This is a genomic window from Actinospineispora spinosispora DSM 44797 (assembly GCF_000429025.1).
GTDB lineage: Bacteria > Actinomycetota > Actinomycetes > Mycobacteriales > Pseudonocardiaceae > Pseudonocardia > Pseudonocardia spinosispora.
Map to the genome: position 1 here is coordinate 75,433 of NZ_AUBB01000010.1, position 13,342 is coordinate 88,774.

Consider the following 13,342-nt stretch of genomic DNA (forward strand, 5'->3'; position numbering starts at 1 on the left):
AGGTTTAACTTTCTCGCACGGAGTGGTGCAGCGATGGTCGAGGGTGAGCCGCGTTCCCTGTCGAACCGAGTCGGAGCGGAGCTGGAGACCGTCGGGGTGCTGCCGGTCCCCGACGACCAACGGATCATGCGGCCGTTCCGGATGTTCGTCGTCTGGCTCATGGCCGCCAGCTCGGCGACCACACCGCTGGTCGGTCAGCTGCTGTTCGACTACGGGCTGACGAACTTCATCATCGCGGGCCTGATCGCCTGGCTGATCGCGCTGGTCCCGGCCGGCCTGTTCTCCGAGATGGGCCGCGAGACACCGTTGTCCGGCCTCGTGGTGGCGCGACGGACCTACGGCTGGCACGGCGCGTTCGGCTTCTCCGCGCTGTTCACCGTGGTGAACCTCGGGTGGTTCGGTCTCAATACCGCGGTCGGCGCGGTCATCCTGGCGACCATCACGAACTCGTCGCTGCTGATGTGGAACATCGTGGTCGGCGGCGTGCAGATCATTCTGGTGCTGTTCGGCATGAAATGGCTGGAGCGGTTCTACCGCTACACCGCGCTGCTCACCGTGCTCTGCTACGGGGCGCTGTTCGGTTACCTGGCGATGAACCACGACCTGGTCGCACCGACCCAGCGCATTCCGATGAACTGGGGCAGCGCGCTGACGATCATCCTGTCGTTCTCGATCCTGTCCTGGACCTACAAGCTCTCGACGGTCTCCCGGTTCGCCGTGCCGGTCGAGCGGACCGGCGGACAGCGTCCCTCGTACTTCCTCGCGCCCTCGGCGGGCATCATGATCGCGCTGATCGGCATGGGAGTGATGGGTCTCTACTCGCAGGCGGCCACGGGGGAGTGGAACGTCGCGCTGCTGGCCAGGGACCTCCAGGGCTGGGGCGTCGTCGCGGCGGTCGGTGTGGCCATCGCGGTGCTGCACACCAACGCGATGAACCTGTACCCGGCGATGGTGGACCTGCTGGTCGCGCTCAACACCGTCCGGGAGCCGCGCCGCTGGGAACAGCCGGTCGCCACCGTGGTGCTGGGGGTTCTCGGTGTGCTGTTGGCGGTCGTCGGCATCCTGCAGAACGCCGAGGCGTTCCTCGAGGCGGGCGGGAACGTGATCATCCCGTTCACGTTCGTCATGCTCGCGGACTGGGTCTGGGTGCAGCGGCGCCGGACGGCGGCATCGGAGTTCTTCCGTGCGCCAGCGGGGTGGCGTGAGCGCTGGCGACTCGATGCGGTGCTGGCCGCCGCCGTGGGTGTCGTGATCAGTTTCGTCGGCCAGCACTTCCTGCCGAGCTTCTGCTACGAGATCGCGCCGCTGTCCGTCGTGGCGGGCCTGATCTCGGTGCTGCTGTTCGTGGTGCTGGCCGGGGGCCGCATCAGGGCGGCCGCGTCGGCCCCGGCCGTCGAAGCCGCGACCGTGAAATGACCTGAGAGACAAGGAAGCATAATGGACTAGACTTAGTCTAGTCTGTTAGTGTCGAGCTATGGCGGTCAATGTCAACATCCATGAGGCGAAGACCCAGCTGTCGCGCCTGCTGGAGCGTGTCGCGGCCGGAGAGCACGTGATCATCTCGAAGGCAGGCAAACCGATCGCCGATCTGGTCCCTCACCAGGCCGCCGCAGTGACCTTCGGCGGCATGAAGGGTGAGATCAGCTACGACGATTCAGTCTTCGACGTTGATCAGGACATCCAGCGCATGTTCTACGGTGACGACGTTGCTGCTTCTTGACAGCCAGGCGGTGGTGTGGCTGCTCGACGACAGTGCGCGCCTGGGTGCGCGAGCGAGGGAACTGATCCAGACAGCTGGCGGGGTCTACGTATCCGCCGCCTCAGTCTGGGAACTCACGATCAAGTCGATGCTCGGCAAGCTGACGATTCCGGCTGATCTGGCATCGAGGCTCCGGCAGCAAGGTCTGGTGCCGCTCAGCGTCACCGCTGAGCACGCCGAGGGCATTCGAGAGTTCCCGGAGCTGCTGCGCCACGATCCTTTCGATCGGCTGTTGGTCGCTCAGGCGCATCGCTCAGGTTTGCGGCTGCTCACGGCTGATCAGGTGCTGCTGGGCCTCGGGCGGGACTTCGTGATCGACGCGACCGTGTGATCGGCGACCCCGGACCCGCCGTGTGCGCGGGTCCGGGGCCGCCCTCGATCACGGTGCCTCGTGCTTGGCCGGACCTTCCTCCGCCGCCTGCTGCGCCAGTGCGAGACGGGAGTTCCGCCTGCTGTAGGCCAGGTAGACGATCAGGCCGAGTGCGAACCAGATCCCGAAGCGTACGTAGGTGTGCCAGGTCAGGAACGAGATCAGCCAGATCGAGAACCCGACCCCGATGATCGGAACGACCGGCATGCCCGGGCAGCGGAAGCTACGTGGCAGGTCGGGCTGCTTGTAGCGCAGCACGATGACCGCGACGCACACCACGATGAAGGCGAGCAGGATGCCGATGTTGGTCAGCTCGGCGGCCTCCTTGATGTTCAGGAACCCCGCGATGATCGCCGAGGCCACGCCGAACACCCAGGTGATCCGGCTCGGCACCTGACGGGCCTCGTTGGTCTTGGCGAACCACCTGGGCAGCAGGCCGTCGCGGCTCATCGAGTAGCCCACCCGGGTCGCGCCCATCATGAAGGTGAACATGACCGTCAGGATGCCGAAGATCGCGCCCACCGCGATGACCAGCGCGATCGTGTTGAGCCCGACCGAGGTGAACGCGCTGGAGAACGCCGCCTTGGGGTCGATGTCCTTGTAGTTGACCATGCCGGTCAGCACCAGACAGGCCAGTACGTACAGCACCATCGAGATGGCGAGCGAGTACATGATCGCCTTCGGCATGTGCTTCTGCGAGTCCTCGGACTCCTCGGCGGCGGTGCTCATCGCGTCGTAACCGAACACCGCGAAGAAGACCGTCGCCGCGCCGGTGAAGGCGCCGGCGAGACCGAACGGCGCGAACGGCGAGTAGTTGGCCGAGTTGATGTGGAACACGCCGACCACGACGACCAGCAGGACGATGGCGACCTTCAGGTAGACGAGCCCGGTCTCGAACCGTGCCGCGCTCTTCATGCCCCGGTTGAGCACGTACGCGATGAGCAGGCACAGCAGCGCCGCGAACAGGTCGATCTTGTACGAGCCGGAGGCCACCCCGGTCGGTTCGGTACCGGGTGCACCCGACATCCACAGTGGTAGCTGCAGGTGCAGCAGGCTCAGCAGCTCGTTGAAGTAGCCGGAGATGCCGATCGCGACGACCGAGACGATCGCGGTGTACTCCAGCAGCAGGTCCCAGCCGATGAACCAGGCAACCGGTTCACCGAGCACCGCGTAGCCGTAGGTGTAGGCCGAGCCGGCTTTCGGGATCAGGCCGGCGAACTCGGCGTAGGAGAAGGCCGCGGCGGCGCTGGCCACCCCGGCGATCAGGAACGAGATCAGCACGGCGGGCCCGGCGGTTTCGTTCGCCACCGTGCCGGCGAGCGCGAAGATGCCCGCGCCGATGATGCCGCCGACGCCGATCGCGGTCAGCTGCCACAGGCCGAGCGTCTTCTTGAGGCCGCTGTCGCCCGACTCGTCCTCGATCTGGTGGATGGGCATCCGCCGGAACACCCTGGTGTGCTCCGGGCTGGGTGAGGTCGTCATTGGCTTTCCCCTACGTGATCGACGCTCGGTGGGTGATCAGTGTCTAGCTGATGGACGATCCGATGCCAACATGAGTTGACATTCGCTTGAGGTGGTGGGACACCGGTTCCCGGGTCACCCTTCCGAGCGACCCGGGAACCGGACGTGACGTGGACTTTCAGTGACGGCTGGTGAACGAACGGAGGAAGAACATCACGTTGGCGGGCCGTTCGCCAAGCCTTCTCATGAAGTAGGGGAACCAAGCCGACCCGTACGGCAGATACACCCGCATGCGGCTGCCGCGCGCGGCCAGCCTGCGCTGCTCCTCGGGGCGGACCCCGTAGAGCATCTGGAACTCGAACTCGCGGTCCGTCCCCTGGGCGAGCCGGTCGGCATGGTCGATCAACGCGGGATCGTGCGTGGCGACCATCGGGTAGCCCTGCCCGGCCATGAGCGCGTCGAGACAGCGCCGGTACGAGGCGTCGACCTCGGAACGTTCCCGGAAGGCGACCGACGAGGGCTCGTCGTAGGCGCCCTTGCACAGCCGCACCCGGGAACCGGGGCCGGCGAGGTTGACACAGTCCGCCTCGGTGCGCCGCAGGTAGGCCTGCAGCACGGCGCCGGTTCCCGGCCAGTCCCGGCGCAGTGTGCGCACCGTTTCCAGGGTCGCGTCCGTGGTGGTGTGGTCCTCCATGTCGACCGTGACCGTTGTGCCGGCTCCGGCGGCGCGGGCACAGATCCGGGCGGCGTTGTCGGTCGCCAGTGACTGCCCGTCACCCGGGAGCGACTGGCCCAGTGCGGACAGCTTGACCGACACCTCCACCCGGTCGGCGAGCCCTTCGTCGTCGAGCCGGCCCAGCAGGGTCAGGTACGCCTGGGTGGTCTCCTCGGCCTGTGCCCGGTTCTCGGTGTTCTCACCGAGGTGGTCCATGGACACGAGCCGGTCGGCTACCAGCTCGCGGGCCACGGTGAGCGCGCTGTCCAGCTGGTCGCCCGCGACGAAGCGATGGACGATCGGCCGGGCCAGCGTGGAGTGCTCGGCGGCGGAACGCAGCGCGGGCGAGCGGGCCGCGCTGAGCAGCGCGGAGCGGAGCATCGTGGTCACCCCTGGTGTGGGTAGGTGATGGAGACCGGCGGGTTGAGGTTCTCCTTGATGGAACGCGGGCTGGTCCAGCGCAGCAGGTTGAAGATCGAGCCCGCCTTGTCGTTGGTGCCCGAACCACGGGCGCCGCCGAAGGGCTGCTGGCCGACCACGGCGCCGGTCGGCCGGTCGTTGATGTAGAAGTTGCCCGCGCTGAACCGCAGCGCCTCGGAGGCCTGGTTGATCGCGGCGCGGTCGTTGCCGATGATCGAACCGGTCAGGCCGTACGCCGAACCCTGGTCGACCGTCTTCAGTACCTGGTCGAAATCGGCGTCGTCGTAGACGTGCACCGCGAGCAGCGGACCGAAGTACTCGGTGCGGAAGATGTCGTGGCCGGGGTCCGAGCCGACCATCAGGGTCGGGCGGACGAAGTAGCCCTCGCTGTCGTCGGCCGTACCGCCCGCCAGCACCTCGACGCTGTCGTCCGAGGCGACCTGCTTCAGTACTCCGTCGAGCTTGTCGAACGAACGCCGGTCGATCACCGCACTGGTGAAGTTCTTCAGGTCCGCGACGTCGCCCACGGGCAGCGACGCCACCTCGTCGACCAGGTCGTCGCGCAGTCGCTGCCACACCGAGCGGGGGACGAACGCGCGGGAGGCCGCCGAGCACTTCTGCCCGGAGTACTCGTAGGCGCCCCGGACCATCGCGGTGCGCAGCACGTCGATCTCCGCCGAGGCGTGCGCCACGATGAAGTCCTTGCCGCCGGTCTCGCCGACGATCCTGGGGTAGCTCCGATACTGGTTGATGTTGGCGCCGACCTGGCCCCACAGGTGCTGGAAGGTCGCGGTGGAGCCGGTGAAGTGGATGCCAGCGAGGTGCTCGTCGGCGAGCAGGACCTCGGACAGTGCACGGCCGTCACCGGTCACCATGTTGATCACACCCGGCGGCATGCCCGCCTGTTCGAGCAGGCGCATCGTGTACCAGGCGGACAACGTCTGGGTGGGGGACGGCTTCCAGATGACCGTGTTGCCCATCAGGGCGGGCGCGGTCGGCAGGTTGCCGGCGATCGCGGTGAAGTTGAACGGGGTGATCGCGTAGACGAACCCCTCCAGCGGGCGGTGGTCCATCCGGTTCCAGACGCCGGGGGAGGACTCCGGCTGCTCGGTCAGGATGCGTCGGGCGAAGGCGACGTTGAAGCGCCAGAAGTCGGCCAGCTCGCACGCGGAGTCGATCTCGGCCTGGATCGCGGTCTTGGACTGGCCGAGCATCGTGGCGGCGTTGAGCGTGTCGCGCCACGGTCCGGACAGCAGGTCGGCGGCGCGCAGCAGGACCGAGGCCCTGGCCTCGAACGACATCTCGCGCCATGGTGCCGCCGCACGCAGCGCGGCGTCGACGGCGAACTTCGCGTCGTCGGCGGTTGCGGTCCGGAAGGTGCCCAGAACGTGTGAGTGACGATGGGGCGCGACGACGTCTACGGGGGAACCACCGCCGAGGCGCTGCTCTCCGTCGATGGTCTGGGTGAGCTCGTGCCGCTGCGCGGCCAGCTCTCCGAGTCGTGCGGTCAGGCTTGCCCGCTGCGCCGAGCCAGGGGCGTAGTCCTGGATCGGCTCGTTGCGCGGAGCGGGTGTCAGGGCGATCGAGTCCATGAGGACACCTCCCGTGTTGGCGTGTGCTGGAACGGTAACCAGCGGAAACGCTCTCAGGATTGGTCGATCGGCTAGAGTGCGTGTTAAGTCATTAGCGTATCGGACAAGTTGTGACGCCTGAGGTCGACCGATGACCGGCCCGCTCGAGAACGGACGTCGGACGTGCACGGAACCCCGCTCGGGCAGCTCCTCGACGGCATCGTCGGCACTCTGGCCGACCTGCATCCGATGGCACCGGCCGAGGGACCCCAGATCCTCGGTATGGCGATCCTGGATCCGGACGACGAGGTCCGTGACCACCGGGACGAGCTGGTGCTGATCATCGGGGCGCGGGGGCGCGAGGCGTTGCCGCTGCTGAGGGCCGCGGCCCGCAGCCGCGCGGCCGCGGTGGCGGTCAAGACCGGTCCGGCGGCGGCGGTCGAGCTCGCCGACGCCGCGGACGCGGCCGGGATCGCGCTGCTCACCGTCGGTCCGCAGGTGCGGTGGGACCAGCTGGCCTCGCTGCTGCGTGAACGGCTGGAAGCCGCCGAACTGGTCGCCCGCCCGGGCGGCGGCCCCGCATCGGACTCCTCCGGCGAGACGCTGTTCGCGCTCGCGGAGGCGACCGCGCTGGTCACCGGGGGCATCGTGAGCATCGAGGACGCGGGCAACCGGGTACTCGGCTACTCGCGCTCCGACGACGCGGTCGACGAGCTGCGCAGGCTGTCCATCCTGGGCTGGCAGGGCCCGGAGAGCTACATGCGGATGCTGCGCGAATGGGGCGTGCTGGACCGGCTGCGCGACGGCGAGCACGTGGTCCGGGTCGATGCGCGCCCGGAGCTGGGTGTCCGTGCCCGCCTGGCGGTCGGTATCCGGGCGGGCTCGCGCTACCTGGGCACCATCTGGGTGCAGGAACGGTTCGCCCCGGAGGCGGCGCCGTTCGCGGAGCGAGCGGAGGAGGCGCTCATCGGAGCGGCTCGGTTGGCCGCGACGGAGATCCTGCGCAGGCGGACCGGCGCGGGCCCGGCGTCCGGTGGCGCCCAGCTCGTCGAGCTGCTCACCGGCCGGGCCAACACCGACCTCGTCGCCGGCCGACTCGGGCTTGACCCGTCGGCGGCCGCGATCGTGATCGGCTTCGGCGGTCCGATCGAGCCCGACGTTCCGGTCCGCGAACTGCAGCACGACCAGCTGCGCAGCGTGGTCTCGGTGTACGCGACCGCCTACCACCGCACAGCGTTGATCACGGTGCACGACGACCGGGTCTACGCGGTGCTCTCCGGGGTCCGGCCGGGAGCGGGACCGCACGACCCGACGCTGCGGTCCTGGGTGCGGGACGCCGTCGAGGTCGCCCGGCAGCAGACCGAGGTCATCTGGTGGGCGGGCATCAGCGACCCCGTACCGGCGCTCGCCGAGCTGTCCGGGGCCCGCACGGAGGTCGACAGGGTCCTCGATGCGCTCGCCCGGTCGGCTCGCGGCGCGCACCCATCGGTCGCCGGACTATCGGAACTGCGCACCGAGTTGCTGCTCGGCGAGCTGCTGGACGTGTTGGCCGCGCGACCGGAGCTGGGCAGTCCCGGGGTGAGTGCGCTCGTCGCCGACGACGCCGAGCGCGGCGGAGTACTGGTCGAGTCGGTGCTGGCCTATCTCGACGCACTGGGCGATGTGCGCACGGCGGCCGCTGGTCTGCACGTCCATCCGAACACGCTGCGGCACCGGTTGCGCAGGGCGCACGCGGTGTCCGGCGTCGACCTCGACCAGCCGAGGGAACGGCTGGCCTGCCACCTGCAGCTGCTCCTGATCCACTCGGCCGGCGGGACAGAGTAGCGGCCGACTCCGACAACCCGGCCCGGTTTCGCCCGGTTATCCACAAACTCGGTCGTCCGGGTGCCGCGCCGCGGCCGATCCGGGCGGTTGTCCACAGGCCGCGGCGCACCGCCCCACACGCGCGCTCGACCAGCGCATTCTCGTGGCATGAGACCCGACACCACACCCATCGCCCGGCTCCGTCTCACCGCCCCGCCGGACCTCGTCACCGCGATACCGGCGCTCCTGGGCTTCTACCCCACCGAGTCCCTGGTGGCGGTCAGCATCGGGCGCGACGACGGCGAGTTCATCCGATTCACGATGCGGATCGATCTGCCGCCGGACCGCGATGCGGCCGCGGCGGCGCACGAGGTCCTCGATATCGACGCGGTCCGGGAGAGCGACGAGCTGCTGTTCGTCGTGGTCGGGGGTGGTGAGCCACCCGGCTCCGACCGGGACCCACCGCGTGCCGGTCTGATCGCGGCGTTGGTCGAGGAATGCCTCGCCCAGGGGATCCCGGTCAGGGCGGCCGTCTGGGCGGCCGAGATAGCGAAGGACGCGCCGTGGAGCTGCTACCGGACGCGGGACGCCGGGCGGCTGCCCGATCCGGCGAGTGCGCCGCTCGCGGCCGAGATGGTCGCCTCGGGAAAGGTGATCTACCCGGACCGGGCCGAGGTCGAACGGTTGGTCCGCCCCGGCCACGGGCCGACCCTGGCGCGACGCTCCGAGCTGATCAACACCTACCTGGAGCAGGTCGAACGGGAGGGATGGGAGCTGCCGTACGCCGGCGTCGAAGGGCTGGCGCTGATCGAGAGGTGGGTCGCGGCCGACGACGGTGAGCCACCTCGGCTAAGCGACCGGGACGTGCTGTCGTTGTGCCTGGCGCTGAGCGACCCGACGGTCCGCGACGCCTGTCTCGGTTTCGCGTTCGGCGATCGCGCGGACGCGGCGCAACGGTTGTGGGCCGCACTCATGCGGGAGCTGCCCGACCCGGAGGTGGCCGAGCCGGCCGTGCTGTTCGCGTTCAGTGCCGTGGTCCTCGGCGACAGTGCGTTGGCCACGGTTGCCTTGGAGCGCGCCCAACGTGCCTGGCCCGGGCACTACCTCAGCGGGATGTTCCTCGACGCGTTGTGCTCCGGTATCTCACCGGCCGCGCTGAGCGGCATGTTCGTCCAGGGGATCGCCGACGCGGAGAAGGCGCTGCGGTGCACCGGGGCGCGAGCGTGACCGGCCCGGTGCACAGCACCGCCTCAGCGCGGCTGCGTAGTGAGGTGCGCCTGGGTGAACTGCCACGCATCGTCGACGATCCGGGTGATGTCGGTGCGGGAGGGCTGCCACCCCAGTTCGGCCTTGGCCCGCTCACTCGAGGCGACCAGGACGGCGGGGTCACCCGCGCGGCGAGCGGCCGGCAGCGCCGGGATCGCGTGTCCGGTGACCGAGCGACAGGTTTCGATCACCTCACGTACGGAGAACCCGGTGCCGCTGCCCAGGTTGTAGATTGCATGCCGGCCGGGCTGTGCGTTCTCCAGCGCGAGCAGGTGCGCGTCGGCGAGATCGTCGACATGGATGTAGTCGCGGATGCAGGTGCCGTCCGGCGTTGGCCAGTCCTCGCCGTAGATCGCCACCGACTCACGCTGCCCGGTCGCCACCTGCAGCACGATCGGGATCAGGTGCGTCTCCACCGCGTGCCGCTCGCCGAACCGCCCGTGTGCCCCCGCCACGTTGAAGTACCGCAGGCTGGTCGCCGCGAGACCGTAGGCCCTCGCGTAGGAGGTGATCGCGTGGTCGATCGCCAGCTTGGTCGCGCCGTAGGTGTTGGTCGGCACGGCGGGGGCGTCCTCGGTCACCGGCGACCGTTCCGGCTCACCGTAGGTCGCGGCGGTCGAGGAGAAGACCAGCCTGGGCGTCCCATGCGTCCGCATCGCCTCGAACAGCCTGATCGAGGTGACGACGTTGCCCTGCCAGTACAACTCGGGGCGCTCCATCGACTCGCCGACCAGGGACTTCGCGGCGAAGTGCAGGACACCGTCGAAACCTTCGGCGAGGACGGCGTCGGCCGTCTCCGCGAGGTCACCCTCGACGAACCGGCAGCCCTCGGGCACCGCGTCCAGATGCCCGGTGGACAGATCGTCCAGCACCACGACCTCGTGGCCGGTCTCGACCAGGTGCGCCGCGCACACACTGCCCAGATATCCGGCTCCACCGGTCACCAACACGCGCATGGCCATGCCTCTCGCCGCGACGGTCCTCGTCGCCGCACACCGTCTCATGCCCACGACCCCGCACATGCAAGTGCCTCGCACATGACCGACCATGCGCGAGGCACCACAGTGTGCGAAGTCGTTCGGCGGCTACGTCCGGGGACGCACCAGCACGGCGTGGGCCAGCAGCGGCTGGACCTTTGCCTGCTCGCCGTCCAGATGCACCGGCACGGCATCACCGAAGCGTGGGATCGCGCCGATCTGGACGTCCTGGCCCGGCACGATGCCCGCCGACTTCAGCTCCGTCATCAGGTCGCTGTCGGCCTGCACGTGCTCGGCGATCCGGCGGACCTCCACGGTTCCGCCGCCGCGGCGGGCGAACTCGTCGAGGCGCTGCAGCCCCAGCTCGAGCACCGGCACCTCGGAACCGTCGCCGCTCGGCTCCTCGAGCTGCTCCAGCCCGGGGATCGGGTTGCCGTAGGGAGAGATCGTCGGGTTGTTGAGCAGCAGCACGAGCTTGCGCTCGACCGCATCGCTCATGACGTGCTCCCAGCGGCAGGCCTCCGCGTGGACGTGCTCCCATTCCAGACCGATCACGTCGGTCAGCAGCCGTTCGGCCAGCCGGTGCTTGCGCATCACGGCCACGGCGCGCGACCGACCGGCGTCGGTCAGCTCCAGGTGGCGGTCACCCGCGACTACGACGAGCCCGTCCCGCTCCATCCGAGCGACGGTCTGGCTCACCGTGGGTCCGCTCTGGGCGAGCCGCTCCGCGATACGAGCTCGAAGTGGGACGATGCCTTCCTCTTCGAGCTCGTAAATGGTGCGGAGATACATCTCTGTGGTGTCAATGAGATCGTTCACGTCTGCCGCCCCTTCATTCTTCATCTATGGTATCTGTTCGCGCCGAGTACTGACTCCGCCGACCCGTTCGGGTTATCCGGATCTCCGGACGGTGGAGGGTGCAGGATGGGTGGCGTGTCACCGCTGATAACCGCTGTGGAGCTCGTGGCGCTGTCCGACGCCCGCCTCACGGAACTACCGCTGGTCGTGCTGGACGTCAGGTGGAGGCTGGGTGGCCCGCCCGGGTTGCTCGACTACCAGGCCGCCCATGTCCCGGGCGCCCGGTTCCTGAACCTGGACACCGCGCTCGCCGACCCACCCGGGCCCGGCGGACGGCACCCGATCCCGGACCCGGCCCGGCTGACGGCGGAATTCGCGTCGGTGGGAGTCTCGGACAGCTCGACGGTCGTGGTCTACGACGACGCGGACGGCTCGGTCGCGGCGAGGGCCTGGTGGTTGTTGCGCTGGCTGGGGATGCCCTCGGACCAGGTGCGGGTCCTGGACGGTGGTTTCTCCGCGTGGGTGGCCGACGGCCATCCGACCGAGTCGGAGGTCCCCGAGCCGACGAGGGGCGCGTTGACGGCGCGACCGGGTTCGATGCCGGTGCTCGACGCCGACGGTGCGGCGTCCCTAGCTGGCACCGGTCTGCTCCTGGACGCCAGGGCACCGGCGCGCTACCGGGGTGAGACCGAACCGGTGGACCCGCGCGCGGGGCACGTTCCCGGCGCGCGCAACGCCCCGTTCGCCCGGCACATCGGACCCGAAGGGCACTGGCGGTCCCCGGATGACCTGGCCGCGTACTACCGCGCGCTCGGTGTCGTGGGTGGCACCGAGGTCGGTGCGTACTGCGGTTCGGGGGTGACGGCGACGTCGGTGGTACTCGCGCTGGAACACGCCGGGCTGCGGCCGCCCGAGCGTCCGGCGGCGTTGTACGCGGGGTCATGGTCGAACTGGAGCGCCGACCCCGAGCGCCCCGTCGCGCTCGGGGACGAGCCGGAACCGGCCTGAGCGCCTACGGTCTTCGTCATGAGCGCCGGTAGAGATCCCGCTGTCGTGTGGACGCCGAACTTCCTGGGCTACCACCTCAGCGAGTCGCATCCGCTCGACCCGATCCGGCTCGATCTCACGATGCGGCTGGCATCCGGGCTCGGTGTGCTGGAGGGCATCGAGGTGCTGGCTCCGGAGCCGGCGCCGGACAGCGAGATCGAGCGGATCCACGAACCGTCCTACCTGACCGCGGTGAAGAGCGCCCCGGAGGACCCGTTCGCGGCGGGCCACGGCCTGGGCACAGCGGACAACCCGATCTTCTTCGGCATGCACGAGTCGAGCGCACTCGTGTGCGGCGGATCGTTGCTCGCGGCGCGACAGATCGCCGAGGGCACGGTGGACCGCGCGGTGAACATCGCGGGCGGCCTCCACCACGCGATGGCGGGTGCCGCGTCCGGGTTCTGCGTGTACAACGACTGCGCGGTGGCGATCTCCTGGCTGCTCGACAACGGGTTCGACCGGATCGCCTACGTCGACGTCGACGTCCACCACGGCGACGGCGTGCAGGCGGCGTTCGCCGACGACCCCAGGGTGCTCACCATCTCGGTGCACCAGCACCCGATGACGCTGTGGCCGGGCACCGGATGGCCCGGCGAGGTCGGCTCGGGCGACGCCGCCGGCACCTCGGTCAACCTGGCGCTGCCGCCGGGCACCCGGGACGGCTCGTGGCTGCGGGCCTTCAAAGCCGTGGTGCCCTCCCTGCTCGACGCGTTCCGGCCCCAGCTGCTCGTGACCCAGTGCGGGGTGGACACTCACCACGAGGACCCGCTGGCCGAGCTGAGCCTGAGCGTCGACGGTCACCGCGCGATCTACCGGGAGCTGCGCGAGCTGGCCGAGCAGACCGCCGGCGGCAAATGGCTCGCGTTCGGCGGGGGCGGGTACAGCCTGTTCCGGGTGGTGCCGCGCTCCTGGACCCACCTGATCGCGACCGTGCTGAACCGCGATGTGGAGCCCGAACGGCCGATCCCGGCGGACTGGATCGCCCACACCACGCGCCTGACGAAGGCTCCGGTACCGACCGAGATGGGCGAGGGCGCGCCGCTGGACCACCTGCCGTGGCGCACCGGCGAGGACCGGGTCGACATCGCGGTACGTGACACCCGGCGTGCGGTCTTCCCGCTGCACGGTCTCGACCCGGACGACCCCCGGGACTAG

12 protein-coding genes are annotated in these 13,342 nt (G+C 69.4%); 7 read left to right on the forward strand and 5 right to left on the reverse strand.

Annotation, left to right across the window (positions count from 1 at the left end; translation table 11 throughout):
- Nucleotides 1–33 precede the first annotated feature (33 nt).
- From G406_RS44525 to G406_RS0104175, 3 genes are read left to right on the forward strand one after another with little or no spacing between them, the layout of a single operon-like run.
- Nucleotides 34–1,416, forward strand: a complete 1,383-nt coding sequence (locus G406_RS44525; RefSeq protein ID WP_051341577.1) for a purine-cytosine permease family protein — start codon at nucleotides 34–36, stop codon at nucleotides 1,414–1,416.
- 58 nt (nucleotides 1,417–1,474) lie between these two features.
- Nucleotides 1,475–1,720, forward strand: a complete 246-nt coding sequence (locus G406_RS0104170) for a type II toxin-antitoxin system Phd/YefM family antitoxin (protein ID WP_028932838.1) — start codon at nucleotides 1,475–1,477, stop codon at nucleotides 1,718–1,720.
- Nucleotides 1,698–2,090 carry a type II toxin-antitoxin system VapC family toxin gene (locus G406_RS0104175; RefSeq protein WP_028932839.1) on the forward strand — a complete coding sequence of 131 codons (393 nt, stop codon included), beginning with the start codon at nucleotides 1,698–1,700 and terminating at the stop codon, nucleotides 2,088–2,090. The genes G406_RS0104170 and G406_RS0104175 overlap by 23 nt, the downstream gene beginning before the upstream one ends.
- Before the next feature lie 48 nt (nucleotides 2,091–2,138).
- Here G406_RS0104175 and G406_RS0104180 read toward each other — a convergent pair whose 3' ends face one another.
- From G406_RS0104180 to pruA, 3 genes are all read right to left on the reverse strand, one after another.
- Nucleotides 2,139–3,611 (reverse strand): amino acid permease, encoded by a 1,473-nt coding sequence (locus G406_RS0104180; RefSeq protein WP_028932840.1) that lies wholly within the window; start codon nucleotides 3,609–3,611, stop codon nucleotides 2,139–2,141.
- A 157-nt stretch (nucleotides 3,612–3,768) separates the two neighbouring features.
- Nucleotides 3,769–4,686, reverse strand: coding sequence for a proline dehydrogenase family protein (locus G406_RS0104185; RefSeq protein ID WP_028932841.1), 918 nt, complete (start codon nucleotides 4,684–4,686; stop codon nucleotides 3,769–3,771).
- Between the two features lie 5 nt (nucleotides 4,687–4,691).
- On the reverse strand, nucleotides 4,692–6,317 hold the full coding sequence (gene pruA / locus G406_RS0104190; RefSeq protein ID WP_028932842.1) for an L-glutamate gamma-semialdehyde dehydrogenase: 1,626 nt from the start codon (nucleotides 6,315–6,317) through the stop codon (nucleotides 4,692–4,694).
- A gap of 162 nt (nucleotides 6,318–6,479) precedes the next feature.
- Between pruA and G406_RS44530 the strand changes: the two genes are divergently transcribed.
- Together G406_RS44530 and G406_RS0104200 are read left to right on the forward strand one after the other, a co-directional pair.
- On the forward strand, nucleotides 6,480–8,120 hold the full coding sequence (locus G406_RS44530) for a PucR family transcriptional regulator (RefSeq protein ID WP_037075111.1): 1,641 nt from the start codon (nucleotides 6,480–6,482) through the stop codon (nucleotides 8,118–8,120).
- A 147-nt stretch (nucleotides 8,121–8,267) separates the two neighbouring features.
- Nucleotides 8,268–9,326: a DUF4192 domain-containing protein gene (locus G406_RS0104200; RefSeq protein WP_028932843.1), complete on the forward strand. Its 1,059-nt coding sequence runs from the start codon at nucleotides 8,268–8,270 to the stop codon at nucleotides 9,324–9,326.
- 23 nt (nucleotides 9,327–9,349) lie between these two features.
- Here the strand turns inward: G406_RS0104200 and galE are convergent, their stop codons facing one another.
- Nucleotides 9,350–10,321 (reverse strand): UDP-glucose 4-epimerase GalE, encoded by a 972-nt coding sequence (galE, locus tag G406_RS0104205; protein ID WP_028932844.1) that lies wholly within the window; start codon nucleotides 10,319–10,321, stop codon nucleotides 9,350–9,352.
- A gap of 129 nt (nucleotides 10,322–10,450) precedes the next feature.
- Nucleotides 10,451–11,161: an iron-dependent transcriptional repressor DtxR gene (locus G406_RS0104210; RefSeq protein WP_028932845.1), complete on the reverse strand. Its 711-nt coding sequence runs from the start codon at nucleotides 11,159–11,161 to the stop codon at nucleotides 10,451–10,453.
- 114 nt (nucleotides 11,162–11,275) lie between these two features.
- Between G406_RS0104210 and G406_RS0104215 the strand changes: the two genes are divergently transcribed.
- Both G406_RS0104215 and G406_RS0104220 read left to right on the forward strand, forming a co-directional pair.
- A complete protein-coding gene (locus G406_RS0104215) occupies nucleotides 11,276–12,148 on the forward strand; it encodes a sulfurtransferase (RefSeq protein ID WP_028932846.1) in 873 nt (290 codons plus the stop codon).
- 18 nt (nucleotides 12,149–12,166) lie between these two features.
- The gene (locus G406_RS0104220; protein ID WP_028932847.1) at nucleotides 12,167–13,342 is read left to right on the forward strand and encodes an acetoin utilization protein AcuC; all 1,176 of its coding nucleotides are present in this window, start codon (nucleotides 12,167–12,169) and stop codon (nucleotides 13,340–13,342) included.

What these genes read in the sequence shown, in the direction of transcription:
- G406_RS44525 (WP_051341577.1), top strand. Translation starts at nt 34, where the DNA reads ATGGTCGAGGGTGAGCCGCGTTCCCTGTCGAACCGAGTCGGAGCGGAG.
- G406_RS0104170 (WP_028932838.1), top strand. Translation starts at nt 1,475, where the DNA reads ATGGCGGTCAATGTCAACATCCATGAGGCGAAGACCCAGCTGTCGCGC.
- G406_RS0104180 (WP_028932840.1), bottom strand. Translation starts at nt 3,611, where the DNA reads ATGACGACCTCACCCAGCCCGGAGCACACCAGGGTGTTCCGGCGGATG.
- G406_RS0104185 (WP_028932841.1), bottom strand. Translation starts at nt 4,686, where the DNA reads ATGCTCCGCTCCGCGCTGCTCAGCGCGGCCCGCTCGCCCGCGCTGCGT.
- pruA (WP_028932842.1), bottom strand. Translation starts at nt 6,317, where the DNA reads ATGGACTCGATCGCCCTGACACCCGCTCCGCGCAACGAGCCGATCCAG.
- G406_RS0104200 (WP_028932843.1), top strand. Translation starts at nt 8,268, where the DNA reads ATGAGACCCGACACCACACCCATCGCCCGGCTCCGTCTCACCGCCCCG.
- galE (WP_028932844.1), bottom strand. Translation starts at nt 10,321, where the DNA reads ATGCGCGTGTTGGTGACCGGTGGAGCCGGATATCTGGGCAGTGTGTGC.
- G406_RS0104220 (WP_028932847.1), top strand. Translation starts at nt 12,167, where the DNA reads ATGAGCGCCGGTAGAGATCCCGCTGTCGTGTGGACGCCGAACTTCCTG.